This is a genomic window from Hahella chejuensis KCTC 2396, assembly GCF_000012985.1.
Taxonomy (GTDB): domain Bacteria; phylum Pseudomonadota; class Gammaproteobacteria; order Pseudomonadales; family Oleiphilaceae; genus Hahella; species Hahella chejuensis.
In genome coordinates, this window is the sequence record NC_007645.1 from 6,244,835 (window position 1) to 6,271,765 (window position 26,931).

The window sequence follows — 26,931 nt, forward strand, 5'->3', positions numbered from 1 at the left end:
AGCATCCGGATGCATTGTGTTATGCTAATTTCTAAGCAACAGACAAAAACAAACAACCATACGTTCAGGGGGCGCTGTGTCTCAAACTTCCCAAACCGCAGGATTAGTGTTAACCGGCGGTGGAGCGCGAGCAGCTTATCAGGTAGGGGTATTGAAAGCCATTTCCGATCAGTTACCGGATCTTCATTATCCGTTTCCGATCATTTGCGGCGCCTCCGCCGGCGGTATTAACGCAGTCGGCCTGGCCAGTAGCGGCGATATTTTCCGACATAGCGTCGAACGCCTGGACAGCCTGTGGAGCGAACTGCGTACTGAACAGGTATATCGCTCCGACTTCTGGGGCATGGCCAAACGCATGGGTCACTTCGTAAAGTCGTTTCTAAGCGGCGATGATAAAGAAATCCCCGCCTCCATGCTGGATAACGCCCCATTACGAGACTTCCTGGTCACGCATACTGATTTCACCCGCCTGCGGGAAGCTATCGCCAGTCCGGAAGGCATTCGCGCCGTTTGCCTCACCGCCTGCGGCTATCGCAGCGGCCAAAGCGTCAGCTTTTTCGAGGCTTCGCCTGACGTTCAGGGGTGGCACTTGGGGCAGCGGGTCGGCGTGCGTTGTGAGCTGGAAGTCGATCACCTGCTGGCGTCAGCGGCCATCCCGACGATTTTTCCTCCCGTACGAATCAACCGGGAGTATTTCGGCGACGGCGTTGTCCGCAATATGGCGCCGCTCAGTCCGGCCGTGCATCTCGGGTGCGACCGCATACTGGTCATTGGCGTCAGCGCTAATCGGGTCTGCGCCCCTGTGCGCCGCACAAGCGGCAAGTACCCCTCTTTGGCGCAGATCATGGAACATATGCTGAACGGCGCATTCATTGACACCATGGAGAATGACATCGACCGCGCCCTTATTATTAATCAGCTGTTGAAACTGGTCCCGGAGGAAAGCTTACGCGAGGCTGGCATCAGCATGCGTCCTTTGGAGATGCTGGTGATTTCCCCGAGCCAGCCCATTGATGAGATCGCCGCTCGTCATGCAGGGGAGCTACCCAAAGCCGTAAGGCAGTTTCTGGGTCAAGGCAAGCCCAATCAGGAAGGCGGCGCCAGTCTGGCCAGTTATCTGCTGTTTGAAGGCCCCTTTATGCGGGACCTGATAAAATTGGGCTATCAGGACGCCCAGGCTCATGCACGACAGATTGAGAATTTTTTCAGCCAGTAGGCGCAGCCAGTTGCAGCCGGTCGGAAAAGCGGCATAATCAGGGGCCTTTGGCCTGCATGCCCGGTAGCAGTTGTACATCTTTAGAGCTCAAGAGATTCCATGACCCAACGTCCTGATTTAATCCGCCACTGGCTCGCCGCGTATTTCGGCGATGACCAGTTCGACGTCAGCTTTTTATCCGGCGACGCCAGTTTCAGACGTTATTTTCGCGTCACCCGCGAACAACGCGTGTTTGTATTGATGGACGCCCCTCCGGCTCAGGAAGATTGCCGTCCTTTTATCGCCATCGCCCGCAGTTGGCGCGCAAGAGGCATCCGGGTTCCTGAAATTTATGCAGAAAACCTCGAAGACGGCTTTCTATTATTAGAGGATTTTGGCGATCGCCTGTTCGGGAACGCCATCGCCAACGCGCCGGAGTTACAGGTGGACACACTGTATCGGCAGGCGATTGACGCGTTGCTTCCCATTCAGAAAGCCGCGGACATACAGGGCTACGCGCTGCCTTCTTATGATGAAACCATGCTGCGCTTTGAGATGAGCATCTTCCGCGAGTGGCTGCTGGAGAAAAAGCTGGGCTTCAACCTTGACGCTACCGAAACGGAATACCTGGACCACTGCATGAACCGCCTGGTGGAAAGCGCCCTGGAGCAGCCGCGGGTGGTCACTCACCGCGACTACCACTCCCGCAACCTGCTCATTCCTGACCAAGGCGATCTGGGCGTCATCGATTTTCAGGGCGCGGTCAAAGGGCCACTGGCCTATGACTTGGCATCACTGCTGAGAGACTGCTACGTAAAATGGCCCTGTGAAAAAGTGGAAGCCTGGAGCCGTTACTATTATGAACAGGTAGATCCCGTCCTCTTAAACGGAGCGGACTTCGCCACATTCACCCGTTGGTTCGACTGGATCGGCGTACAGCGTCACCTGAAAGCCGCCGGTTTATTCGCGCGCCTGTCGCTTCGGGACGGAAAACACGGCTATCTGGCCGATATCCCGCGCACGCTCAACTACATTATTGAAGTAGCGAGCAAATACGATGAGTTCACCGAAATAAACGAATGGATACAGGAACGTCTGGTTCCCGCTGTCAGACTACTGGAAAGCAACCCGGAGGTTGTCCTATGCGCGCAATGATTCTAGCCGCAGGTCTCGGAACGCGCATGCGGCCATTGACCGAAAATCTACCTAAGCCGCTTTTACAGGCGGGAGATAAGTCCCTGATCGAACATATTATCGATGCGCTGAAGCGCGCCGGCGTCACCGAGCTGGTTATCAATCACGCTTGGCACGGAGATAAACTTGAGCAGTTTCTGGGTGACGGATCGGGATTTGGGGTAAGCATTCACTACTCCCCGGAAGGCTCGCCATTGGAGACCGCCGGCGGTATAAAGAAAGCCTTGCCGCTATTGGACGATGGCGCGGACAGTCCATTCGTGGTGGTGAATGGCGACATTTGGAGCAACTACAATTTCTCCGGCTTGGTTAATCGCCCACTTTCAAGCGAAGACCTTGCCCATCTGGTGCTGGTGGATAACCCCTCCCACAACCAAACCGGCGACTTCCAGCTGGGCGATGGCGAGCGAGTTCTTCCCCGCGGACCAAGCAAACTGACCTTTTCAGGCATAGGCGTATACCGCCCCAGCCTGTTCACCGGCGTACCCAATGGCGTTTATCCATTGGCTCCCGTTCTGCGGGCGGCGATCACCAAAGGCAAAGTCAGCGGCGAGCGTTTCAATGGACTATGGTTTGATATCGGCACGCCGGATCGTTTGCAGTGGCTGGATGAACAGTTGACGAAAGCCGCCTTTTGATCGCATTCTGCACAAGCACTTTTTAAGAGTTCATTCAGGCGCAGCTGTAAACGCCATGGCCGCAATCACGCACAGGAGCGCACGATGTGGTGGGGTAAGTTTTTCGGCAGTGTAATGGGATTCATGTCCGGCGGTCCTTTCGGCGCCGCCTTCGGCATCTGGCTGGGCGACAAATTTGACCAGACCATGCAACCTTTCACCCCGGGATGGCGCTTCAGTTTCAATCATCACGACAGCGCCCGCACCCTGAACAGCCTGTTCCGCATACTGGGGGGAATCAGCCGCTCGATGGAAGCGCATAAAGACGACGCGCAAACTGTTCTGGCAGCCCGCGCCATGAGTCTCGCCCACTTTCTTGACCTGGACGCAACGCGTCAAAAACGCAGCCGCGAAGCTTTTTTCAGAGGCGCCGCCAGAGATTTCGATTTGGCGACGGAAGCTCGCGCGTTTCGCCAGGCGAATCGCTTCCATCCCTATAACATCGCCTTGCTGCTGAACCTGTCCATTCAAGTGGCGATCTCGGAGGGCGATCCGGGCCCGGCCACACGCAACGCTCTGGAAACGCTGCGACAGGGTCTGGGAATCAGCCACAGTGAGTTCGAGTTCATCTTTCAGGAAATCCTCAAGGCGCGTCATCAGCAAGGCCATTCACAAAAGCATAGCCTCAGCGATGCTTATCGCATTCTTGGAATCAGCGAAAACGCCAACGCACAGCAGATCAAACAAGCCTATCGCCGCCTGATGAATCAGTTCCATCCCGATAAACTCACGGCGCGCGGGGCGCCGATTAATGAAGTGGAACGCGCCAAAGTAACGGCGCAACAGATTCAGCAGGCCTACGCCCAAATCAAAAGCGCGCTCAAAGCCGTTTAGTCTGCTTCTTCATGCCTGGCGCATGAAAAGTCAGCCAACTTTCCACCTTTCGCGTCACCTGTCCATTCTCAGACGAGGGAATCAGGCTCAGCCCACTCATTCCCTCGACTCGATAGCCTTCCATGCCGTTGCGGCGTGCGAAATCCCGTCGCTGCATGGCGTTCCGGCTTTGCAGGTCCAGAGCGGAGTCATACAGATCAAGCACTTGCAACGAGAAAAAGCCCTGCGCTTTTTCTTTAATTTCGTCCAGCAGCCCCTCACTGACCTCCGCATTGATCCATACCATGGATAGTCCTGAAGCCATGCTTTGCGGATTCGCCAGAACATAGCGCAGCATAGCGTCAACACCGCTGCCAACGCCGAGCAGCACCTTGTTTTCCTGCCCGAACGCACTCAGCTGCTGCATGCCCAACTCGATCCTTTCAGTATTTCCAACAGTCGCTTCCACAGGCTTCTCTGCAGTCTCTTCGACCGTATCCCCTTCCCCGCTGACATCAATATCCACACCTTCAACCGCCTGCTGCTGTTCGAGCTGTTCGGTCGCTTCATTGGTCTCCGCCAGTTGCTCCGGCGTTAACGTTTCCAACTGGCGTGTACTGCTTTTCTCCGGGGCGTTATCTGCCGCAGGCTTCTTCGGCGCATAGGGAAACTCTTTATCGCTCGCTGACAGCAAAACGCGCTTTGGCGTTTTAGCCTCTGCCGGAGGAGTAAGCGCAATAGACAGCGTGTGCCAGCCTTCATCCGGCAACTCATTTCGCAGCGAGTGGATAAACTGCGGCCAGTCAGGATGCTGTCCGCGATCATGCAGCAACATAACCGCACCTTGTTGCTCCGCCACATTCGCAGGTCGGTATAAGGCCAGCATGGCGCTGGCGTCGCCCTGTTTGCCGTTGAGCCATAACACTTGACTGCCCGGAAGACTCTTCGCCAGGGAAAGCAGCATATTTACCTGTGGATTCGGCGCCGAGTCTCTCTGGTTCGTTACAGGCGCAGATTTCTTTTCCGCACCAGCCTTTTCCTCCGCATACGCGGGAACATGGCCAAAGACCAAACACCCCAAAATAATTCCGGCGAGCATTTTCGTCATAAAACAGCGCCCATACGCTTGCTGCACATTTCGACCAGCGCTTTGCGCCGACCTGTGTTTTGAAAGCATAGCACGATACAATACCCCGCATTTCAAGCGACCGCGACCGGACGCCAATGCGGCGACGGCGCCTCAATCTTACCGGAGACTTTTCCCATGGCTGATCCATTGATCGCTCCTTCGATTTTGTCCGCAGACTTCGCCAGATTAGGCGAGGAAGTTGTCAACGTGCTGGAAGCGGGAGCGGACATCGTGCATTTCGATGTCATGGACAATCACTATGTGCCGAATCTCACCATTGGCCCAATGGTGTGTTCAGCCTTGAGGAAACATGGCGTGACAGCCCCTATCGACGTGCATCTGATGGTCAAGCCGGTTGACGCGATGATCGCTTCCTTCATTGAAGCCGGCGCGACCTATATTACCTTTCATCCGGAAGCCTCCGAACACATTGACCGCTCCCTGCAACTGATTCGTGATGGCGGCTGTAAAGCCGGCCTGGTGTTCAACCCCGCCTCGCCCTTGCATTATATGGATTATGTAATGGATAAGTTGGATATGGTGCTATTAATGTCCGTCAACCCCGGCTTCGGCGGACAGGCTTTCATCCCCGCGACCCTGAACAAATTGCGTGAGGCGCGCGCAAAAATCGACGCCAGCGGCTTACCAATTCGCCTGGAAATCGATGGCGGCGTGAAAGTGGACAACATCCGCGAAATCGCGGCCGCTGGGGCAGATACCTTTGTCGCTGGCTCCGCCATCTTCAATACCGACGACTACGCCGCGACCATCGCCAAAATGCGCGACCAGATTGCTTTGGCGCAGTCCGTTTAAACCAGTAGCGACAAGGAAATAACGGAAGCATGCCAGACCTTTTGATCCCCAGTTATGAAAACGGCCTGCCACAATTGGCGTTATTCGATCTGGACGGCACGCTGATTGACTCAGCGCCTGATTTGGCGGATGCGGTAGATTTCATGTTGCTGGAATCCGGTTTCAGCGCAGCGGGAGAAGCGTTAGTGCGGGAATGGGTGGGCAATGGTGCGCCGATGCTGATCAAACGGGCATTGGCGCACGCATTGGAGCTGGAAGAGCCACAACAGGTTGCAGAGGCGCAATTCCAGAGTGCGGCGTCGATCTTCTATGATCGCTATGACGAATACTGCTGCGTGCGCACCCGCATTTATCCTGGCGCGGAAGAGTTGTTGCAACATTGGCGCGATCAAGGCGTTGCGATGGGGATTGTCACCAACAAGCCCGCCCGCTTCACTCAACCGATACTGCAGGCCCTCAAACTGGAGCAGTACTTCGCCATCAGTTTGTCCGGCGACTCCCTGCCCGTCAAAAAGCCAGACCCAACCCCACTCTTGCATGCATGCGAAGCCTTACAGGCGCAGCCAGGCTCTACGTTGATGATTGGCGACTCCATCAATGATGTACTGGCCGCCCGTCACGCGAATATGAAAATCGCCTGCGTCACTTACGGCTACAACCACGGCGAAGACATCCGCGACGCCAATCCGGATTGGGTCATGGACTCGCTCATTGAGTTGAAGTAACTCAAACCAAGATTCATCAGAAAAACAAAGGCCGTCCCTGCAGCAATAGCAGAAGACGGCCTTTTTTATTTGCAGTTAGCAGAGAGAAACAGGCGCTAAGACGCCTGCTTCAAACGAGATAGATCAGGAAGGTTGCCAAGCCGCAGCTATCGCCGCGTTCACCTGACTGCGCTCTTCGTCAGTCAACGTAATCTCTCCACCTGATGGCGCGCCGAAAGCGGCCATGGCGTTGACTAGCGCCTCCACTTTGGAGTGGTCAAGCATGGCGTCCTGGGTGTGGATTTCTTCGATTTGGTAATAGCTATTTGCGTACCAATTATTGATACGAACGCTATCACCGGAAGAGCCGAGTAGTTGAATATCAAGGGCATTACCATTGCGAGTGAGCCAAAGGTTTTCAGCTTCGATTCCCTCTCCAAGGTTAAGACGGTTTGTCAAACTGTGATCGTCATCGTAGTTATGGATCTGATCCTGGCCGTCGCCCAGGTTGAACTCAAAGACGTCCGCGCCACGCTCTCCATTCAGCACGTCATTGCCTGCGCCGCCGTGCAGAATGTCCGCGCCCATGCCGCCCACCAGCACGTCATCGCCCGCGCCGCCCAGCAACACGTCGTCGCCCTCTTTTCCTTCCAAACGGTCGTTTCCTTCCCCGCCTTCCAGACGGTCGTCACCCAAGCCGCCATTCAGCGTGTCGTCGCCCGCGCCGCCCAGCAGCTCGTCATCTCCGCCTTCGCCTATCAGGATGTCGTTCCCGCCCAACCCTTCCATGCGATTACGCTCGTTCGTCCCATACGCCACGTCATTCCCTTCCGTCAGACCCGCGATCTTCACTTCGCTCTGCTCTTTCAACAGGTCCTGCAGCAGCATCGCCGTTCCTTCGATCTCGATCTCTTCAACCTGATACTCAACTCGACGGGAGTAGTGGTTCTTCATCGTCACCTGCTCGCCGCCGGTTCCTATCGTGATCACCAGGTCCTCGCCATGACGCGTAAAGCTCAGGTCCTCTTTCTTGATCCCCGCGCCTAACTTCAGGCGGTTCACCAGACTGTGATCGTCGTCATAGTTGTGGATCAGGTCCTGACCGTCGCCCAGGTTGAACTCAAAGACGTCCGCGCCCCGCTCTCCGTTCAGCACGTCATTGCCTGCGCCGCCGTGCAACACGTCCGCGCCCATGCCGCCCACCAGCACGTCATCGCCCGCGCCGCCCAGCAATACGTCGTCGCCCTCTTTTCCTTCCAAACGGTCGTTTCCTTCCCCGCCTTCCAGACGGTCGTCACCCAAGCCGCCATTCAGCGTGTCGTCGCCCGCGCCGCCCAGCAGCTCGTCATCTCCGCCTTCGCCTATCAGGATGTCGTTCCCGCCCAACCCTTCCATGCGATTACGCTCGTTCGTCCCATACGCCACGTCATTCCCTTCCGTCAGACCCGCAATCTTCACTTCGCTCTGCTCTTTCAACAGATCCTGCAGCAGCATCGCCGTTCCTGCGATCTCGATCTCTTCAACCTGATACTCAACTCGACGGGAGTAGTGGCTCTTCATCGTCACCTGCTCGCCGCCGGTTCCGATCGTTATCACCAGATCCTCGCCATGGCGCGCAAAGCTCAGGTCCTCTTTCTTGATCCCCGCGCCTAACTTCAGGCGATTCACCAAACTATGGTCATCGTCATAGTTGTGAATCAGGTCCTGGCCATCGCCCAAGTTGAACTCAAAGACGTCCGCGCCACGCTCTCCGTTCAGCACGTCATTGCCTGCGCCGCCGTGCAACACGTCCGCGCCCATGCCGCCCACCAGCACGTCATCGCCCGCGCCGCCCAACAGCACGTCATCGCCGTTGCCGCCTTCCAAGCGGTCGTTTCCTTCTCCGCCTTCCAGACGGTCGTCGCCCAACTCGCCTTTCAGCGTGTCGTCGCCCGCGCCCCCTAGCAGCTCGTCATCACCGCCCTGGGCCATCAGGATGTCATTCCCGCCCAAGCCTTCCATGCGATTGCGCTCGTGCGTTCCATACACCGTGTCATTCCCTTCCGTCAGGCCCGCAATCTTCACTTCGCTCTGTTCTTTCAACAGATCCTGCAGCAGCATCGCCGTTCCTGCGATCTCGATCTCTTCAACCTGATACTCAACCCGACTGGAGTAGTGGTTCTTCATCCTCACCTGCTCGCCGCCGGTTCCTATCGTGATCACCAGGTCCTCGCCATGACGCGTAAAGCTCAGGTCCTCTTTCTTGATCCCCGCGCCTAACTTCAGGCGGTTCACCAGACTGTGATCATCGTCATAGTTGTGGATCAGGTCCTGACCGTCGCCCAGGTTGAACTCAAAGACGTCCGCGCCCCGCTCTCCGTTCAGCACGTCATTGCCTGCGCCGCCGTGCAACACGTCCGCGCCCAAGCCGCCCACCAGCATGTCGTCGCCGTCGCCGCCCAACAGCACGTCATCGCCGTTGCCGCCTTCCAAGCGGTCATTGCCAGCTAAGCCGATTAAAATGTTAAAACCAGAATCGCCTTTTTCTGTGGTATCTGCATCGGATAAGTTGGAGATATCGCCGCTAAATCTATTGATATGCTGAACTAGTTCATCAAACGCCGCATCGCCATTAAGGCTCCGCAAGCGCTCAAGTTGAGATTCAAGTATGGCGACGCCATTGCGCCATCCAGCTTTAAAAAGCCTTTCTCCATTAAAGTGAAATAATTCAGCAACGTCATAAGTAGTGTTTAATAAATCAACACCTTCTTTCTGCTTTATAAATTCTTCTAGGCCACTAAAGTCTACACCTAGTTCACCATGCTCATTGATGTTAAGTTGCAATTTATCCAGATAAGGCTTAAGGCGAGTCTGATTAGCCAATGAGGAATATATCGAAGATGATAAAAGCTGATATGATTTATCTATAAAGCCTATTTGCTGTTCACTAAAACCAAAGGCTTTTTGCGTAATAATAACAGGCCCAAAAGCCAGGCCCATTTTATATCGGCGTCCAGTACTTCCAACACTAAGTTGCACATCAGAGATTCCTTTCTTTTGATCTTCTTCAAATCCGAATTCGAAAAAGTTTTCACCATTAAATACTTCCAGAACTCGAATCTTAGCCAGAGTGTTTAGCTGAGCATCAGCTGCATAGTCTCCGACTTTTAAGCCATATCCGGGGACTGTATCGAGGTAATTAGGCCGATCCGATGCGCCTCCAGAGCTGCTATTGCTATCCTTATCAACAATCCATACATCTGCAGTAATTGTCGACTCAGGACTCGATATTCTAAACTCAACATCCCGAATTCCCATCTTGGCGTCAGCGATGCGCTCCAACCAGTCATCGAAGTCGGCGCTATCCGCCCATACATCAATCAGCTTATCCAGCAGCCCGAGTTGCGCATCTCTAGTCGATGCATTTGCATATTCAGTTAACACTTCCGCCAGGTCTGAATTTAATGTCGCAGCCTCAATCAGGTCGCGCACGGCGCCTGATCCCGCCATATCAGGCAACCCTTGAAGGGCTTCAGGGATCGCAATCGTGTCCGTGAATTCTCTATAAAAATTATTCGATGACAAGTTTAAGCTTTCCGCCGCTCCCGTTTCCCCAGTTGTTCCGTCAGACTTCGTAAATTGACCTTGCGCTATTGACTGGTTGCCATTTCCAACATTAATGGTCCCTTCCTTATGGGATGTACCAATTGCAGTGATACCCAAATCTGACAGTTTGAAAAGTTCATTGACCTGACTTTCGCCGTCCTGATTCAAATCTCTCCATACACGAAGATCCCCAAACTGGGCGTCACTTGCATTAACAACACCGTCACCGTTGCTATCCATATCAGCCAACGCCTCAAAGCCGTTCTTGGCTTTATCTCCATTAGCCTTGATGGTGTTACCTCCAAACAACTCGGAGCCATTATCCACAACGCCATTGCCGTTACGATCAAGAACTAATATGCCATCATCGGACTTAATCCAGCCTGACGCATTCTTAATGCCATCGCCATCATGATCGAAAAGGACAGAGCCATCCGCTGGAGTTGTTTCTATACCATCGCCGTCTAAATCCAATATCAAGGGATCTTTTCGTGGTACCCAATTTAAAGCGTCTTGGAAAAATTCGCCTACTGCATCAGCCACACTTCCAGTTAATTCAGCAAAGAAATTATTTAGCGCTTCATTATCTACCAACACATCCCAGGCGGCTTCAACTCCCTTTGATATCAGATAACCAGCAACCACACCAGCCAGTACTCCTGCTATTACAACTCCACCAGTTGCTGCACCACCCAATAGCCAAACCGCAGTAGCACCACCTAATTCACCGCCGAGTATTCCTGCAACAGCTCCAAACGTAGTTCTGAGCCCTTCAGCAGTCCCTCCTGTTGCTGAAGCCACAAAAATATCAGCAAGAGCAGCTCCTCCTCCAACAATATTACCTACTATACGTGCTGTCTTGTTCCAAAACTCAGCAGAACTTCTCTCTGTTTTATAGTAAGTAGATAGATCGTTAGTCATTGAGCTTAATCTTTCCATTGTTGCCAGCTTATGCTGGTCTATAACACTGGATGGATCCATCTTTTGAGCAAAATCACTAGCTCTTTTTAATCAGTCTTGTGCCGCCTGAGCATAATTTTCAGGTTTAGTGCCCAACTCCTTGAGATAATTAGCTGTATGGTCTACTAATTCGCCAAGAGCCTCGCATGTTACATAAGCCTCCAACCCATAATAATCCCATTCATCAGGGTTCGCAGCCAACTCGAGCGCTCTATTTAAGTACTCATTTACTTTATCAGCATATATTTCCGACACCAACCATTACTCCTTTCTCAAAAACGTATATATCAGCACTACAATAAAGCTTAAAAAAAGTGTTAAGGTTACCCACACACTTCCTAAAACCATCAGAAATCCAAACATAGAAGTGTTTGCACAATGCCTTCTACAACTAGCTGGATCAACGCCTAAAAACTGAGTTGCTAGCACCAATAAAATTGTCATTACAACTATAACAGGTATAAATTTACGCCCCTCGCTAGACTTCGCCATTTCCAAAACCCTTTTTCTTTGCCATATATTTCCCCAAAAAAAACATACAAAAGCTACTGGAGACCATACATATAAGAGCAAATAAAACCCACTAACAGAACCATCAAAATTTTTACTCGCTTCGAACAGCTTAAGCATTGGCATTAATTCATAAAAAAAAGAGTTTATAACTTTAAAAAAATAATAATCAGAAACATCAACCCCTCCTTTTAACAGAAAGTATCCAAAAGCCAATGGAGATATAAACAACCACCCTAAAATCCTTGAAAAAAAGTTTGCTTTGCCATTCTCAACGCTCATATAAAAAACCCAAAACTATATAGCCACACTAAAACATAAATGAATACAAACAGCCAAACCTAAAATCCATGCCTCAACTATGAGATAAAAATTATCTTTCATTTTTATTAACCTCTTACACAGACAGTTGTCTTTTTGAACCATCACCCACGCCTTCATTAATTTTTAGGGAAACTACCCAAACTTAGGCTTTACTCTTCTACAGGAGCTAGTATTTACGAAATTAATAAACTCTCACCTCTCCCCCAAACTCTCCTGCTTATACCGCAGCAATGGCGACAGGAAGTATTCAATTAATCGTCTTTGACCGGTTTTTATTTCACTGGTGACGGACATGCCGGGGCTTAGCCGGACGTATTTGTTTTCCACCGTCAGTCCATCTTGTTTGAGTTTGAGTCTGGCTTTGTAAACCAAGCCGAGGTTTTCGTCCTGAATGGCGTCGTCGGACAGGTCGACGAGTTCCGCGTCGATGATTCCATACTTGGTGAAGTTGAAGGTATCTACCTTCACTTCTGCGAAGTGTCCTTCCTGAACGAAGCCGATGTCTTTGTTGAGCACCAGCGCTTCCACTTCCATTTCGCTGTGTTCTGGAACGATCAGCATCAGCTCCTGTGCAGGAGTAACGACGCCGCCGACGGTGTGCACCGCCAATTGCTGAACTGTTCCGTCGATGGGGGCGGTCAGGCGGGTTTGGCGGCTGCGTTGGTCCGCTTTGATACGCTCTTCCTGCAACGAGGCGGCGCGGGTGTCCGCTTCCCGCCATTGCGCCAGTGTATTTTTATACTGTTCATGCAACAGGGTTTCTTGCTGAGCTTCATTGGCGGCGAGAGATGCTCCAAGCTGCTTCAAACGCGCTTGTTGCACCGCCAGATCCTGTTCGACTTCAATCAGCTCCTGCTTGAGCTCCAGATACTGAACACGGGAGCCAAGCTTGCGATTTTGCATGACGTCCAGCGCATTCACCCGCTCTCGCAATACTTCCATGATCCGGCTTTGCTTGGTGATTTCAGCAACGGTCATCTCATGCTCCGCATTGAGACGCGCCGCTTCACGCTTCAACGCGTTCAATCGAGCGGTGAATTCTGCTGCCTCCTGCTGCAACAGGTTGCGATGTTGTTGCTGCAGACTGGCCGGGAGCGCATCATTCTCCGGCATGACCGGAGAGCCTGCACGCTCTTGCTGCAGCCAGTCAGCCATGGCTTTATAGCGTTGCGATTGCGCGGCGCTTTCCCGCCACTCTCCGTCCAATCGACGCAAGTCCGCTTCCGCCTGCGCGCCGTCCAAGGTAATCAACAAATCGCCCGCTTTCACTTGCTGACCATCGCTGACATGAATTTTAGAGATGACGGCAGTTTCCAGCGGCTGAATAGTTTTGACCCTTTCGCTGGGAATGACCTTACCCTGAGTAACGGCGACGATGTCTATCTTGCCAAAACAAGCCCATATCACTGCAATAGTGAACAACAATACGATCGCCCAGAGAATGGCTCTACCCAGCGGGGACGCGGGTGTTTGCTCAATTTCGATTGCTGCCGGCAGAAACTCCAGAATCTCTTGCTGGGATAAAACTTCTTTTTTCTTTGGTTGCGGTTGCGCCTGACTCATTGCGCGCCTCCCTTCTCAGCGTTGCCGATTACCGCATCCGCCGGAGCAGTCGTCTCCACTTTGCGTATTGCAGGGGTATGATTCTGATAGCTGTAGAGCTTGGTGTAGTAACCGCCCTGCTGCAGCAATTGATCGTGATTGCCGCTTTCCACGATTTCGCCCTTATCCACCACAATAATGCGATCCGCCTGACGAACGGTGGAAAGCCGGTGCGCAATAATGAACACCGTGCGCCCACGACACATATGCCGCATGTTCTCCTGAATAACCCGCTCGGATTCATAATCTAGGGCGCTGGTGGCTTCATCAAAAATCAGAATGCGCGGATTGCAGATCAACGCCCGAGCAATGGCGATGCGCTGACGCTGGCCTCCAGACAGAGACGCGCCCTGCTCGCCCACGATCGTGTCGTAACCTTGCGGCAGCTGCACGATAAATTCATGAGCGCCAGCCAGTTTCGCGGCCTGGATAACGCGCTCCATGGGTAAACTTGGGTCAACCAGGGCAATGTTGTCTTTCACCGACCGGTTAAACAGGCGGTTTTCCTGTAACACGACACCGACCTGACGGCGCAGCCAGGCGGGCTCCATTTGCGCCAGGTCCACGCCGTCCACCAGCACTCTGCCGGCTTCAGGCACATAGAGACGTTGGACCAGTTTGGTTAGCGTACTCTTCCCTGAGCCGGAGCGGCCGACAATGCCGATCACCTCTCCCGGTTTCACATCCAGGGACAGGTTACGGAGAATATGAGGCTGATCCGGGCTGTAGCGGAATGATACGTTCTCCAAGCTGACCTGCCCCTGAATCTGCTGGAGCGTCGTGCGATTCGGGTTATGTCCTGGCTCGGTCGGCGTATTGAGAATATCACCCAACCTTGCAATAGAGATTCCCGCCTGCTGGAAGTCCTGCCAGAGTTGCACGAGTTTCAGAATGGGACCGCTGACGCGCCCCGCGATCATGTTAAATGCGATGAGCTGGCCGATGCTCAACTCGTTTTGCATCACCAACGTCGCTCCAATCCACAGAATTAATACCGTTACGATTTTATTAATCAACTGCGCCGACTGGCTGGCGATATTGCCAAGGTTATTGGCCTTAAAAGAAGCCGCGACATACGCCGCCAGATTTTCTTCCCAGCGACGCTGCATCTGCGGCTCCACCGCCATGGCTTTAACGGTTTCCATGCCAGAAACGGATTCGGTGAGAAACGCTTGATTCTCAGCGCCGCGCTTGAACTTCTCGTCCAGACGATTGCGCAGGATTGGGGTGATATAGACGGACAGCGCCACATAGAAAGGTATCGAGCCCAGCACCACCCAGGTCAGTGTCGGGCTGTAAAAGTACATCACCACAAAAAAGACAATGGTGAAGAACAGGTCGATCACCAAGGTTAACGCCGAGCTGGTGATAAAGTTGCGGATCGTATCCAGTTCCCGCACTCGGGCTACGGTATTGCCTACCTGGCGCATCAGGAAGTAGGAAATCGGCAGATGAATCAGGTGGTGATACAGCTTAGAGCCAAGCGTCACATCGACCCGGTTGGTGGTATGACTGAACACATAGTTCCGCAGACCGTTCAACACCACATCAAATATAGAGAGGACAATCAGACCAAAAGCAAGCACATCCAGTGTGGTTAAGCCCTTATGCACCAATACTTTATCGATGATCACCTGGAAAAACAGCGGCGTAATCAATGCGAAAAGCTGAATGAAAAACGAGGCGATGATGACATCCCGCAACAGGGATTTATATTTGAGAATAGCGGGAATAAACCAACTGATATCGAACTTCCCGCTCATGCCCGGCAACACTGAACGTTTTGTAATGAGAATCAGGCGACCTGACCAGCGTTCCATAAACTCTTCTTTGGATAAAGTCTGCGGTCCCTGACCCGCCGGGTCCTGAATCAGAACTTTGTCTTCCGCTGCGCGCGCGAGCACAACATAGTGTCCGTCTTGCGTCGCAGCTATCGCAGGCAAAGCGATATGCGCCAGTTTCTCCCAGGAAGAAGTAAAGGCTTTGGCTTTCAGTTTGAGATGTCGGGAAGCACGGATAAGCGCCTGTTCAGTAAAGGCGTTTTCGTGAGTACCGAAGTGGTGTTGAATCTGGGCGGGATCGGCGGCGACCTGGTGAAACCGGGCCAACATCACCAACGCAGCGAGGCCGGTATCCAACCTCCCTGTGGAATTTGTTTCAGACATCCTGACTACCATGAAAACTAACGGTGGGTGAGCGGGGGGCGGATTATATTTTGATCACCCGCCTCTATCAACTAGAAAAATAACAAACTGCAACGACGTTCCCGTCGCCGGTGTCCGTGCTACAAGGCGAAGAAATTATGTCAAAGTAAAACGACAGGTGTTGACGAAATAAAAGAAAGGCATGCTCAAAAAAGCCTGACGGAAGCAGGCGCGGTTAATGCACCGCGCTGTGGTTTTCTTCTTTTTCGCCGCCAAGATCAAGGTCCCAAGGCAGCCTCACCCAATAGCTGTCGGGACTGACTGTCTGGCGTCGCAGCAAATTGAAAAACTTTGTCATATGCTCATCGCTGGCGTCGGATTGCCAGTACATACGACCAACAACGTAACCCAGGCCCATTTGGCGCCAGCTATGATACATACCCTGCACCGCTCGCGCCGCATGCAGGATGCGCTCCCAGGCTTCCTCTTCGGTCAGCATACCCACCAGATACCCCCAACGGCACAGGGAGATGTAACGCCCGATATCCCAGGAGGCGATACCGGGTTCTCCCAGCGCGTTGGAATAGCGACGAATGATTTTCATATTGGCGCGCAACTCTTCATCTTCATTCGCTTCCCAGGCCGCCTGATACTGCTCTGAGTCCAGTTGCATGACCTGCTCGCGCAGCTTGTTAAACCCTGCCCGGTGTCCACCTTCCAATAACCAATCCAGAGTTTCCAGCAAACTCTCCCTGTCCGTCACCGACCACCAGTCTTTAAGTCCTTCTTTCCAGGACTGAATACTCTCCGGCGTAGTAACTTCGCTACCTAACAGGTCATGCCGGGCGCGATTAAACTCAGTGAGAATAGCGGGAACCGCCAACGCCCACAGCTGGCTATCCGACAAAGGCTTTGGTTTACGAGTGGAAACCGCCAATTCAGCAGGACTGCAAGGAGATGGGTTGGTGAAAGCGCGCCAGCTTCCATCTTTCTGGTGAGCCCAAAGCGATTCAATAGGCCCCAGAAAACGCTCCACGCCTTGAGGCGTCAGCCCCGCCAAGGTCCAGGCCCATTGTTGCATATCCGTTGACGGCCATTCCTCTTCACCTGCGTCGCGGCGGGTTCGAAGGTGTTCCGCCACAGTTTCAATATCGCAGTGCGTCCACAGGATGCAGCCCATGAGGGCGTCGTTACCGAGCCACTCCTGAAACAGAGCGCCGTCCACTCGCAGAGGCAACAAGTAGTACTGTCCTTTTTCCAGATTGTACTGCCAGCGAATCGTGTGCAGGCCCAGCGATATTTGCCCCACACGGTGATAGGGAACCTCTTCCGCCGGGCTCACCAGCCAGTAGGGCTGCCACACTGGATCGTCCACGACACGCTGGATGACGGCTTCACTGATTTCGTTACGACTAATCATTGCAGCGTTCCTTTGTACTGTTGCGACATCGCCCGCCAGGTATCGTCGGAGAGGGCTTCAAACATCTGGTTAAGGTTAAACTCATAGACTTGACCACGCTCCCGCGCCTGATGAAATTCGGCTAATTGCAGCATGTAGGGGTAGCGAAAAGGACTGCCCTCCGCCAGTTGTTGAAACAGGGTCAGCGCCTGATAAAAAATCGTCATGCCTTCGTCTTCCGGCAAATCGCCGGCATGGGCCACCAACCGGGTTAATTGAGCGAACAGCGTATTCGCCACACCCGGAAAGTTCGTTACAGTCTGCTTCAGTTCGCCAACCTGGCCGTGCATGCTACCAAGCAATACAGGCAGGGCTTCATCCTCTGGCGCGAACAAGCGCTCTACGGCTTCCGTCAGCCAGGTTTCCGAGGCATCGCAACGGGCGGCGAGCTCAATTAATGTAGCAGGAGCGTCCTCCTGCATTTCTTCCTCACAGACCGTCTCTTCATTCGAATCTACAACGGACGCTTCGACCGGCGTTGCTTGCGTCTCTTCTGGCTGAGAAGCCACCCATGTCTCTCCCCACTCCGCCCAGAAGTCCTTGAGCACATAAAGCAGACTGGAATTAACCGCCGGATGCTCCATTAAAGCCTGGGTCATGTTGGCGCAGGTTTGCGGATTTTGTTCCGCAAGCCAGCGCAGCGAGCGGGCCAACATATTTTCTATGTAGTAATGCATGTCCGAAGTGATATCCGGCAAAGTCGACAGGCGCCAGATAAGTTCTTCCGAGACATAACTTTCATCAAACGCTTTTTGCGTGGCGCGACTGAGGTAATTGCGCCAATGTGAGTTGTCTTCATCCAGATCTTTGAAACGCAGCAGATTCAGCGCTGCGCACATGAAGTAGATAGCGGCGTTGGGTCGCTCCGCAAGCAATGTCGCCAGGTAGTTATCCTCATCTTCACGCACCACTTTCTCCACAAACCATGCTGCGGAGATAGAGGGCTGCGGTGCGTAAAACAGATTGATCAGACTTTGCAGAAAGTAACCCTCATCGTGGAACATGTCCGTGATCCACTGAGCGCTGAGTTTACATGGCCGCTCTTCGCCATCCGGCGTGATCCGGTAGCGGTGCAGCGCCAGAGAGAGGTTGCGCGCCCATCGCGCAGCGCGACGGGTTAAAGTTGTAGATTCGTAGGTCAACGCCATCGTCAACAAGGTGCGTAACCCATGATAAGCACCAACTCCGCGACGATAAGCCTGGTATTCGAAGAACTGCGCCATCTTGCGATCAGTCTCATCATCTTCTTGCGTAATGGCGAATTCCACGATTTTTTCCACCAGCTTAGCGGAGTACTCGCCGCAATCCTCCCCGTCCAGAATCACCTCCAGGTTATCGGCGTTGATACTGACCGTCTCCAGAGCTTTTACCAGCGGTGAAATCGTTCCAGCCGGGGCTTGAAACATAAATCTGGCGATTTTTCTGCGATCATAGTCGCCATGACCTGATCGAGTAACCAGTTGCAATGCAAGTCGCTCCAGCAACATGTGTCTGGCGGGCGTTATCTGCATCCAGATACTGTCTTGAACACCGCCAAAGTTGGTGCGATCCAACCGCTCCAGCACCCAGTTCCACACCAGCATATCGTCCGCCCGGGAAATGAGTTCACAAAAGAGTGTGGCGAATAGATCCGCAGAGCCAAAGAAATGGCGCGCGAACTCTGGCCCCATCTCCAACTCAATCATGGAGCCGTTTTCTGGCGAACGATAGGTCATGCGCGTTCCCGCTGAGTCGCGCAATAGCTCGAAACAGGCGTTTGCATACAGTGGCGCTTTGGCGTTAAAACTCTGCTGCAAAATAAAGCGCAAACACAGAAAACCTTCATGGCCGTCCAGATTAATCTGCCCGCAAAGAATCTGTCCCAGGGCTTTACTATGTTGATCCAGCGTTCCGGCGCCAATCGCCTCCAGTATAAATTTACGCCAGGCCTCAATCATATTCAGCGGCATAGGCGTGCGGGAGGCGGCGTAAGCGATGGCCTCCAGATACTGCGGCAGTATCGGATACTCTCCCATCGCCTCCAGGGCGCAACGCTGAGCGCCTGCGTCGCCAACAGCCAGCATCGTGTACAGCCCATCCAACATCTGACTGCGCTGACAAATCGCCGCTATACGCGAGTCATCCCGCTTTTCCTGTGGCAGCGCCAGGAGTATCTGAATCGCGTATCGACGCGAGCGTTCCCCTACAGTCTCGTCTTCCAGTAGCCCCCAAAGGGATAGCGTTAGCGCCGCCGGCAAAGCCGAAAGTCTTTCCTCTATCAAACGCCACAACAGAAACTCACAGTGATCGCCGCGGCGGGACACATAAGCAGCCAGCGAGGCTGAGCCTTGGCGCGCCAATACGACAATTGCTTTGCATACAAGGGAGGACAGCGGCGAATTGAGGCATTCGGCAAGCACCGCCTCGTCCTCCAGCAACAAAGCGGCCGAGCAACGAAGGTCAGCCTCCGCAGACGTCAAGGCCTCGTTGACCAGGGAAATAACGCCTTCCTGCTCAGCTTGAGGCAGATTCAACTCGCAGAGTCTGGAAAGATGCAAAAGTGCGCAGGCCAGCCAGGGGCTTCCAGCGTCTGACTGCGACTTCCATAATCTGAACATAGCCTGCAGACATTCTTGTGCGCGCTCAGGTTGCTTTAGCGGCCCGGACTCAGCCAGACGTCCCTGCGCCCGCCAGTGACCAAGGACATTAAACGCCTCCGCCGCAATGACGCCGCCGACCTGCATAGCCGCCAACACTGCGTCAAACCAATGGCTTTCCAACTCTTCATTGATTTCAATTGTCGGGCAGCGCACCCACGCGATGAAAGCGAGAATTCGGGTAGAGGACAAGGGACTTGCAGCGGCGATTTCGGGAAGTCGTTCAATCTGATTTTCGAAAGGACCTTGCGGCCCCGACTTCATCAAGGCGGCCTGCTGATCATTCCAGGGCAAATGGCCAATCAGCTCATTTTCCAGATTGAAAACATGTTCCTTCAGCGTCAGATAACGCTGGCATAAGCGCAACTCGTCAATGCGATTCAGAGCCAGGGTGAGGTGCTGATTGTACAGGCTGTTGTAATGGTCGACACGATCCTGCGGCAGGCTCAGCAAACGCTCCCTTAATTGCAATTGATCCACTCCGGCCTGCTTCAACATACGAGCGACGCCGTAGTGCTCCGCATCTGTCATTTCAAAGCCGCATTGCCGACAGAACTTGCCCGGCGCCGTCAGCTTCGCGCACCAGCCGCAGCGCACATCGAAGCGCACAACTCCACCGCACTCCACACAACTGTCGCCAGCGCGCCAATCATTAGGCTGCTTCGCGTGGCATTGCTCGCAATACATTACATCCATTGGAAACACCTTACTGAATCATGACGCAACCCGTCTCACGTCAATCGATGATGCAAATAGATACGCAGCGCGCCGGCGCTGCGCAGAAAGCGGAATAGCCAGCGCTTAAGAGTGACCGCGCAGACTACGAATGCGCCCCCACAGGGTGTCTTTTTCATCTGCGGACAGATCACGCACCCGTTGCGCGATTTGGTCTTTGGCGACGCCTTCTCGCTTGAGCAATACCGCGATTTCAAAGTCCGCCACCGGTACGAACTCCGCGCCGCAGGAACGGCAGAAATTACCGGGACCGGACGCCGCACACCAATGGCAGGTGGCGAAACGTTCAACCTGACGTCCGCAGGAGACGCAAAGGTCGCCGCTTTTGTAGTCTTTAGGCTGGCGATGCTGACAATGGGCGCACTTCACGATGTCCGCGCTTTCAACAACAACGGAAGGATTTAAAACAGATGCGGAAGAAGTTGAAGAAGACGAGGTCGTAGAAGCCGCTTGAGGGCCAATCGCCCAAACCATGACTTCGGCGGCGACACTTTGTTCAAGGCCGGACAGTGCGGCCAGCGTGCCGGCGTCGCCAACGGTCTGGAAGTCCTGTTTGCTTTCTATCCCTGCGTCCACTAACGCCTGAATGTTGTCTTCGCTGAGGCCTTTCGCTTTCAGTATGTTCTGTTCAAGTTTGGAAAACGCCATAACTTCTCATCCGTTGTTCAAGGTAAAGGAGGGAATGTTTAGAAAGAGCATGTCTAAACTTAGCAGAGCCCAATCGTCAAACATAGGCTCTGTTTTTCATGTCGATACGCCCTGCGCATTTTTAGGCGATAGCACAGCCAAACCAAGCGGCGTTTTTACCCATAACCCGTCATCCGCCAGCGCGTTCCTGGGTCCCCGCCTCTTCCCATCGCCTTAGACACAATCCTTGCAGACAGGCCAAAGGCCCTTCCATGGCGCGCTTTTTCGGATACGCCAGACCAATTTCCAGCTCTAACTTAACATCGACCAGAGGGCGCAATACGATGTCCTTACGTTCGCGGGTTTCCGGCCAGTCCGGAGCCAGCGCGGCGCCCACTCCGGCGCTGACCAGGCCCAACGCATACTCGATTGTGCGGATATTCGCCCGTGTCAGAAAGCTGATTTTGCGATGTCGCAATTCCTGCTGCAGACTTTCCAGGGCGTCACATGGACTGCGATGAATAAAGGGCAGATTATCCAGCTCTTCCAATGACACTTGCTCCTGCAAGCTAAGCGAATGCCCCGCCGGCAACGCCAGCAGATAGCGGTCGAGCCAGATCGGCTGAAAGCGTTCGTCTTCCCGCAGATAAGCTGGCGTAATGATGCGGGCGTCGCAGGGCTCCTCAGGATTCACCAGACTCAGCTCAAGCGACTCCACTGACTGAATAAGCTCTTTCAACAAAAAACTCATGCGCTCCGCCCCCAAAGACCGCATCAGGCCAAGAGAGAAGGGCATCGGCTGGGGCTTGTTGCGAAACAGTTGCGAGATCGCTTGCGCCTCACTGGTGAGCTTCTTCGCCAGTGGATAAAGACGCTGCGCCGAGTCACTGGGATAAACGCCCTTGCTGTGACGGGAAAACAGCAGCGTATCCAGATGGCTTTCCAGATGCTGAATAGCAGCGGAGATAGAAGGCTGCGCCACATAACATCGCCTCGCAGCGGCGGAGATAGAGCCTAGTTCATACACCGCTATGAAGTACCGCAGTTCTCGTAAATCCATGGCTGACACTCAGGGCTTTGGTATAGGACTTAACTATATCACATGCATATAAATAATATTTCTACTTTACCAACAGCGCTCGTATGCTAGACCTAAAATGGCGCGCGTATGGCGCGAACCCAATTCAGGAAAAGGTGATCCAATGAGCGCAAGCAAACCCCAATTCGACTGGAGCGATCCGTTTCTGCTGGAGACCCAGCTGACCGACGACGAGCGCATGATCAGGGACACGGCGCGCAACTATGCGCAGGAAAAACTGATGTCTCGCATTCTTGAAGCCAATCGCAAAGAGATCTTCCACCGGGAAATCATGAATGAGCTGGGCGAATTGGGTCTGCTGGGGAGTACGCTGCCGGAAGAATATGGCTGCGCCGGCGCCAACTATGTCAGTTACGGGCTGGTGGCGCGCGAAGTTGAGCGTGTGGATAGCGGCTATCGTTCCGCCATGAGCGTGCAGTCCTCACTGGTGATGCATCCTATTTACGCTTACGGCAGCGAAGAGCAACGCAAGAAATACCTGCCCAAGCTGGCGTCCGGCGAATGGGTCGGCTGCTTCGGCCTGACTGAGCCCGATTCCGGCTCCGATCCCGGCAGCATGCGCACCCGCGCTGAGCGTGTCGCCGACGGTTACCTGCTGAAAGGAACCAAAATGTGGATCACCAACTCCCCTATCGCAGACGTCATGGTGGTGTGGGCGAAGCTGGATGGCGAGATCCGCGGCTTTATTCTGGAAAAAGGCATGAAAGGCCTGACCGCGCCGAAAATTGAAGGCAAGTTTTCCCTGCGCGCATCGATTACCGGCGAGATCGTAATGGACGACGTCTTCGTCCCTGAAGCCAATATGCTGCCAAACGCCTCCGGTCTGAAAGGTCCTTTCGGCTGCCTTAACAAAGCCCGTTACGGCATCGCCTGGGGCGCATTGGGCGCCGCGGAGTTCTGCTGGACCCAGGCGCGTCAGTACTGCCTCGACCGCAAACAGTTCGGCCGCCCGCTGGCGGCGAACCAACTGGTGCAATTGAAACTCGCCAACATGCAGACGGAAATCAGCATTGGTCTGCAGGGCTGTCTGCAGGCGGGTCGTCTGATGGATGAAGGCCGTTGCGCGCCGGAACTGATCTCACTGATCAAACGCAACTCTTGCGGCAAAGCCCTGGATATCGCCCGCATCGCCCGCGATATGCACGGCGGCAACGGCATCGCAGACGAATTCCACGTCATACGCCACGTATGCAACCTGGAAGCGGTGAACACTTACGAGGGCACCCACGATATCCACGCCCTGATTTTAGGCCGCGCGCAAACCGGCATTCAGGCATTCACCGGCGCTTAAGCGCCGGCTCCACGCCATCAAGATATAAACAGCTTTTCCGACAACTGAATCAGGCTGAGGTAGCTCTTCATGCAAAACCGGGCTGAAGTGGTGGAACAAAACTTTCTTCGTCGCGTCAGCACAGGGGATCTACCCGCCCCGCTGTCCGACACCTCCCCGCAACAGGCTGGCTTGAGTCCAGCGCAGGCGGCGGCGATATTCGAATCCCAGGCGCTGTCGCGCATTCTGGATCTGCACTCGCGCAAACTGCAGGCCCGGGGAGAAAGTTTTTACACCATCGGCAGCTCCGGACATGAAGGCAACGCCGCCATTGCTGCGGCGTTCCGGCACAACGACATGGCCTTTCTGCATTACCGGGACGCCGCCTTTATGATTCAACGCAGCAAACAGGTTCCTGGGCAGACCATCGCCTGGGATTTTTTGCTCAGCTTCGCGGCGTCTTCGGAAGACCCTATCGCCGGCGGTCGTCATAAGGTTTTGGGTTCGAAATCCCTGTTCATTCCGCCGCAGACCAGCACCATCGCCTCGCACTTGCCGAAGGCAGTGGGCGCGGCATACAGCATCGGTCTCAATCGTCGCCTCAGGCTTAATGGCGAAATGCCTGACGACGCAGTGGTTCTGTGCAGCTTTGGCGACGCGTCGCTGAACCACTCAACCGCTCAGGGGGCCATTAACACTTCATGCTGGACCGCTTACCAGCGCGTGCCGCTGCCCTTATTGTGGGTCTGCGAAGACAACGGCATCGGCATTTCCGTACGCACCCCCCAAGGGTGGGTCGAAGCGAATATGAGCCGCCGCCCCGGTTTGCACTATCTGCGTTGCGACGGACTGAATTTTGCGGATGTCTACGCTACGGCCCACCGCGCTGAGAGCATCGTCAGAAAGCGCCGTGAACCTGCATTCCTGCACATGTCCTGCGTGCGGCTAATGGGACATGCCGGCTCCGATGCCCAGCAAGCCTACCTGAGCATGAAAGAAATCGAAGCCCATGAGGCGCAGGACCCCTTACTGCACTCTGCGCGCCTTCTCATTGAACACGGGATATTGAGCGCCCACGACATTATCGAGCTGTATCAAGCCACCACTGAGCGGGTGGTGAAGGTGGCGGAGGAGGCGATCCAGCGCCCCAAATTGCTGACCAGCAAATCCGTGATGGCCAGTCTGACGCCGCCACGCCGCATCGCGGAGCCTCAAAAGGAATACGACGACGCTTACCAGGAAGCGCGCGAGCGTATATTCGCCCGCGAGCGCGTACAAATGGAGTCGCCGCAACACACCGCCCGCCTGATTAACTGGGCGCTCAGCGACTTGATGCTGAGCCATCAGGAAATCATCCTGGCCGGCGAAGACGTCGGTCGCAAAGGCGGTGTATACGGCGTCACCCAGAAGCTACAGGAGAAGTTCGGCTCCCACCGCGTCATCGACACGCTGTTGGACGAACAAAGCATTCTCGGCCTGGGCATCGGCGTCGCCCACAATCGTCTACTGCCCATTGTGGAAATCCAGTTTCTCGCCTACGTGCACAACGCCGAAGATCAGTTACGCGGCGAAGCCGCCACCCTGAGCTTTTTCTCGCAGGGGCAATTCACCAATCCCATGGTGGTGCGCATCGCCGGCCTGGCCTACCAGAAAGGATTTGGCGGCCACTTCCATAACGACAACTCCTTTAACGTGTTTCGCGATATCCCCGGCCTGATTGTGGCTTGCCCCTCCAACGGCTGGGATGCGGTGTCCATGCTGCGAGAATCCGTCCGCCTTGCCCGTGAAGAACAACGCGTGGTGATATTCCTTGAGCCCATCGCCCTGTACATGACCCGCGATTTGCATGAAGAAGGCGACGGACAGTGGACTTACCCCTACTTACCGCCGCAGGAAAATCAACACATCGGATTCGGGCAAGTTGGTCAATGGGGCAAGGGGAAAGATCTGGCGATCATCACCTACGGCAATGGCTACTACCTGAGCCGTCAGGCGGCGAAGGCGCTGGAGCAGGATGGCGTTCGCCTGCGCATCATCGACCTGCGCTGGCTGTTACCGCTGCCCGAGGACGCATTATTGGAAGCCGTAGAAGGCTGTGAGCGGATTTTGGTGGTGGATGAATGTCGACGCACAGGATCTGTCAGCGAAGAAATCATGACCCTGCTCATGGAGTCCGGTTGGGACCGCACGCAAGTCAGCCGTCTGTGCGCGGAAGACTCCTTCATTCCCCTGGGTCGCGCCGCCACCTGTACGTTGCCCGACAGAGACGGCATCGTCGAGGCGGCCAGGGCTCTGCTCGGCCATATCCTACTAGCCAAAGCGGAATAACTGGAAAAAAATCGGAATAACTCGCAGAGACGATTAACAGCGTGCGGAACATAAGATGAAAGAGAGAATCGCCATAGTCTGCCCCGGTCGCGGCACCTACAACCAAAATGAATTGGGCTACCTGAAACGCCATCATGGCGACCGATTCACCCTGCTCAGCGAATTCGACACCTACCGCGCGCAGCAGGGACAGGTGACGCTCAGCGACCTTGATGGTCGCGACAAATACTCCCTGAAAGAACACTCGTCCGGAGACAACGCCTCCGCCCTTATTTACGCCTGCGCCTACGCGGACTTTCTCAGCATCGACCGGGATCGCTATGAGATCGTCGCCGTCACCGGCAACAGCATGGGCTGGTATATCGCCCTCGCCTGCGCCGGCGCGCTGGCGCCGATGGACGCCCTGCATCTGATCAACTACATGGGTTTGGCGATGCACAACGCGCTTATTGGCGGCCAGTTGGTCTACACCCTGCTCGATCCGCAATGGAATCCGCTTCCCGGTCGGCGCGAGCAGGTCCTGGCGCTGCTTAACGACATCAATGACGAACTGGGCGCAGAAGAAGCCTTTGTCTCCATTGAGCTGGGCGGCATGCTGGTGCTGGCCGGCAGCGATCGCGCCTGCAAAATGATGATGGCGCAGTTACCGCCGGAGCAAGAACGTTTTCCCATGAAGCTGCACAACCACGCCGCTTTCCACACCCCATTGCAGAACCCCGTTATGCAACAGGCGCGCGGGGAACTCCCATCAGCGCCGTTCCGCGCGCCGCAGGCGCCTTTAGTGGATGGTCGCGGCGTTATCTGGACGCCTTGGAGCACGGATACCCAAGCCCTGTGGGATTACACACTGGGGCATCAAGTGGTCGAGCCCTATGATTTCACCAAGGCCGTGGAAGTTACGCTGAAAGAATTCGCCCCTGACCGCGTCGTCGTGCTCGGCCCCGGCGATACCCTGGGCGGCTCAGTGGCGCAAACCATGGCGCGCATTCACTGGCGCGGCGTCGAGGATAAACACAGCTTCTCCGCAAGACAGAGCGCCGATCCGGTTCTGTTGGCCATGGGACGTGAAGAACAAGCGGCTCCCCTGCGTAAAAAATAACGCCGGGGATTTTGCCTGTTGATTCACC

General features: G+C 54.4%; 19 protein-coding genes. 9 read left to right on the top strand and 10 right to left on the bottom strand.

All coding sequences use genetic code 11. The features are described 5' to 3' along the window. Positions 1–76 precede the first annotated feature (76 nt). The 4 genes from HCH_RS27460 to djlA all read left to right on the top strand — a co-directional run bounded on the left by HCH_RS27460 (position 77) and on the right by djlA (position 3,900). Positions 77–1,216, top strand: coding sequence for a patatin-like phospholipase family protein (locus HCH_RS27460; RefSeq protein ID WP_011399813.1), 1,140 nt, complete (start codon positions 77–79; stop codon positions 1,214–1,216). A gap of 99 nt (positions 1,217–1,315) precedes the next feature. Next, entirely contained in the window at positions 1,316–2,350 is a 1,035-nt protein-coding gene (locus HCH_RS27465) for an aminoglycoside phosphotransferase family protein (protein ID WP_011399814.1), read from the top strand. Then, the gene (gene murU, locus HCH_RS27470; RefSeq protein WP_011399815.1) at positions 2,338–3,027 is read left to right on the top strand and encodes an N-acetylmuramate alpha-1-phosphate uridylyltransferase MurU; all 690 of its coding nucleotides are present in this window, start codon (positions 2,338–2,340) and stop codon (positions 3,025–3,027) included. Before HCH_RS27465 ends, murU begins: the two co-directional genes overlap by 13 nt. A gap of 84 nt (positions 3,028–3,111) precedes the next feature. Further along, positions 3,112–3,900 (top strand): co-chaperone DjlA, encoded by a 789-nt coding sequence (gene djlA, locus HCH_RS27475; RefSeq protein ID WP_011399816.1) that lies wholly within the window; start codon positions 3,112–3,114, stop codon positions 3,898–3,900. Here djlA and HCH_RS27480 read toward each other — a convergent pair. Then, positions 3,887–4,987 (bottom strand): DUF3530 family protein, encoded by a 1,101-nt coding sequence (locus tag HCH_RS27480; RefSeq protein WP_041598972.1) that lies wholly within the window; start codon positions 4,985–4,987, stop codon positions 3,887–3,889. The two genes, djlA and HCH_RS27480, sit on opposite strands and share 14 nt — an antisense overlap. A 156-nt stretch (positions 4,988–5,143) precedes the next feature. On the opposite strand from HCH_RS27480, the gene rpe reads away from it, so the two are divergent. Further along, positions 5,144–5,821 carry a ribulose-phosphate 3-epimerase gene (rpe, locus tag HCH_RS27485; protein ID WP_011399818.1) on the top strand — a complete coding sequence of 226 codons (678 nt, stop codon included), beginning with the start codon at positions 5,144–5,146 and terminating at the stop codon, positions 5,819–5,821. A 29-nt stretch (positions 5,822–5,850) separates the two neighbouring features. Next, positions 5,851–6,546 (top strand): phosphoglycolate phosphatase, encoded by a 696-nt coding sequence (locus HCH_RS27490; RefSeq protein ID WP_011399819.1) that lies wholly within the window; start codon positions 5,851–5,853, stop codon positions 6,544–6,546. Between the two features lie 123 nt (positions 6,547–6,669). Here HCH_RS27490 and HCH_RS34910 read toward each other — a convergent pair whose 3' ends face one another. The 9 genes from HCH_RS34910 to HCH_RS27530 form a co-directional block, all read right to left on the bottom strand. Further along, positions 6,670–10,590, bottom strand: a complete 3,921-nt coding sequence (locus HCH_RS34910; protein ID WP_148212673.1) for a calcium-binding protein — start codon at positions 10,588–10,590, stop codon at positions 6,670–6,672. A 531-nt stretch (positions 10,591–11,121) separates the two neighbouring features. Beyond that, positions 11,122–11,325 carry a hypothetical protein gene (locus HCH_RS27500; RefSeq protein ID WP_148212674.1) on the bottom strand — a complete coding sequence of 68 codons (204 nt, stop codon included), beginning with the start codon at positions 11,323–11,325 and terminating at the stop codon, positions 11,122–11,124. A gap of 6 nt (positions 11,326–11,331) precedes the next feature. Further along, positions 11,332–11,862 carry a hypothetical protein gene (locus HCH_RS34015; protein ID WP_148212675.1) on the bottom strand — a complete coding sequence of 177 codons (531 nt, stop codon included), beginning with the start codon at positions 11,860–11,862 and terminating at the stop codon, positions 11,332–11,334. Between the two features lie 234 nt (positions 11,863–12,096). Beyond that, positions 12,097–13,467 (bottom strand): HlyD family type I secretion periplasmic adaptor subunit, encoded by a 1,371-nt coding sequence (locus tag HCH_RS27505; RefSeq protein WP_011399822.1) that lies wholly within the window; start codon positions 13,465–13,467, stop codon positions 12,097–12,099. Next, complete coding sequence (locus tag HCH_RS27510) at positions 13,464–15,671, bottom strand: type I secretion system permease/ATPase (protein WP_148212676.1); 2,208 nt, start codon at positions 15,669–15,671, stop codon at positions 13,464–13,466. The genes HCH_RS27505 and HCH_RS27510 overlap by 4 nt, the downstream gene beginning before the upstream one ends. A gap of 214 nt (positions 15,672–15,885) precedes the next feature. Next, on the bottom strand, positions 15,886–17,070 hold the full coding sequence (locus HCH_RS27515; protein ID WP_011399824.1) for a DUF1266 domain-containing protein: 1,185 nt from the start codon (positions 17,068–17,070) through the stop codon (positions 15,886–15,888). Continuing rightward, a complete protein-coding gene (locus HCH_RS27520) occupies positions 17,067–20,441 on the bottom strand; it encodes a zinc ribbon domain-containing protein (RefSeq protein WP_011399825.1) in 3,375 nt (1,124 codons plus the stop codon). The genes HCH_RS27515 and HCH_RS27520 overlap by 4 nt, the downstream gene beginning before the upstream one ends. A 105-nt stretch (positions 20,442–20,546) precedes the next feature. Further along, positions 20,547–21,128: a zinc ribbon domain-containing protein gene (locus HCH_RS27525; RefSeq protein WP_011399826.1), complete on the bottom strand. Its 582-nt coding sequence runs from the start codon at positions 21,126–21,128 to the stop codon at positions 20,547–20,549. 169 nt (positions 21,129–21,297) lie between these two features. Continuing rightward, positions 21,298–22,167 carry a LysR family transcriptional regulator gene (locus HCH_RS27530; RefSeq protein WP_011399827.1) on the bottom strand — a complete coding sequence of 290 codons (870 nt, stop codon included), beginning with the start codon at positions 22,165–22,167 and terminating at the stop codon, positions 21,298–21,300. Between the two features lie 142 nt (positions 22,168–22,309). Here HCH_RS27530 and HCH_RS27535 point away from each other — a divergent pair, with 142 nt between their 5' ends. The 3 genes from HCH_RS27535 (at position 22,310) to HCH_RS27545 (ending at position 26,903) form a co-directional block, all read left to right on the top strand. Then, a complete protein-coding gene (locus HCH_RS27535; RefSeq protein WP_011399828.1) occupies positions 22,310–23,497 on the top strand; it encodes an acyl-CoA dehydrogenase in 1,188 nt (395 codons plus the stop codon). Between the two features lie 69 nt (positions 23,498–23,566). Next, a complete protein-coding gene (locus HCH_RS27540; RefSeq protein WP_011399829.1) occupies positions 23,567–25,804 on the top strand; it encodes a thiamine pyrophosphate-dependent enzyme in 2,238 nt (745 codons plus the stop codon). 55 nt (positions 25,805–25,859) lie between these two features. Next, entirely contained in the window at positions 25,860–26,903 is a 1,044-nt protein-coding gene (locus tag HCH_RS27545) for an ACP S-malonyltransferase (RefSeq protein ID WP_011399830.1), read from the top strand. Positions 26,904–26,931: the final 28 nt, after the last annotated feature.

What these genes read in the sequence shown, in the direction of transcription:
- HCH_RS27465 (WP_011399814.1), top strand. Translation starts at nt 1,316, where the DNA reads ATGACCCAACGTCCTGATTTAATCCGCCACTGGCTCGCCGCGTATTTC.
- murU (WP_011399815.1), top strand. Translation starts at nt 2,338, where the DNA reads ATGCGCGCAATGATTCTAGCCGCAGGTCTCGGAACGCGCATGCGGCCA.
- djlA (WP_011399816.1), top strand. Translation starts at nt 3,112, where the DNA reads ATGTGGTGGGGTAAGTTTTTCGGCAGTGTAATGGGATTCATGTCCGGC.
- HCH_RS27480 (WP_041598972.1), bottom strand. Translation starts at nt 4,987, where the DNA reads ATGACGAAAATGCTCGCCGGAATTATTTTGGGGTGTTTGGTCTTTGGC.
- rpe (WP_011399818.1), top strand. Translation starts at nt 5,144, where the DNA reads ATGGCTGATCCATTGATCGCTCCTTCGATTTTGTCCGCAGACTTCGCC.
- HCH_RS27490 (WP_011399819.1), top strand. Translation starts at nt 5,851, where the DNA reads ATGCCAGACCTTTTGATCCCCAGTTATGAAAACGGCCTGCCACAATTG.
- HCH_RS34015 (WP_148212675.1), bottom strand. Translation starts at nt 11,862, where the DNA reads ATGAGCGTTGAGAATGGCAAAGCAAACTTTTTTTCAAGGATTTTAGGG.
- HCH_RS27505 (WP_011399822.1), bottom strand. Translation starts at nt 13,467, where the DNA reads ATGAGTCAGGCGCAACCGCAACCAAAGAAAAAAGAAGTTTTATCCCAG.
- HCH_RS27510 (WP_148212676.1), bottom strand. Translation starts at nt 15,671, where the DNA reads ATGTCTGAAACAAATTCCACAGGGAGGTTGGATACCGGCCTCGCTGCG.
- HCH_RS27515 (WP_011399824.1), bottom strand. Translation starts at nt 17,070, where the DNA reads ATGATTAGTCGTAACGAAATCAGTGAAGCCGTCATCCAGCGTGTCGTG.
- HCH_RS27520 (WP_011399825.1), bottom strand. Translation starts at nt 20,441, where the DNA reads ATGGATGTAATGTATTGCGAGCAATGCCACGCGAAGCAGCCTAATGAT.
- HCH_RS27525 (WP_011399826.1), bottom strand. Translation starts at nt 21,128, where the DNA reads ATGGCGTTTTCCAAACTTGAACAGAACATACTGAAAGCGAAAGGCCTC.
- HCH_RS27530 (WP_011399827.1), bottom strand. Translation starts at nt 22,167, where the DNA reads ATGGATTTACGAGAACTGCGGTACTTCATAGCGGTGTATGAACTAGGC.
- HCH_RS27535 (WP_011399828.1), top strand. Translation starts at nt 22,310, where the DNA reads ATGAGCGCAAGCAAACCCCAATTCGACTGGAGCGATCCGTTTCTGCTG.
- HCH_RS27540 (WP_011399829.1), top strand. Translation starts at nt 23,567, where the DNA reads ATGCAAAACCGGGCTGAAGTGGTGGAACAAAACTTTCTTCGTCGCGTC.
- HCH_RS27545 (WP_011399830.1), top strand. Translation starts at nt 25,860, where the DNA reads ATGAAAGAGAGAATCGCCATAGTCTGCCCCGGTCGCGGCACCTACAAC.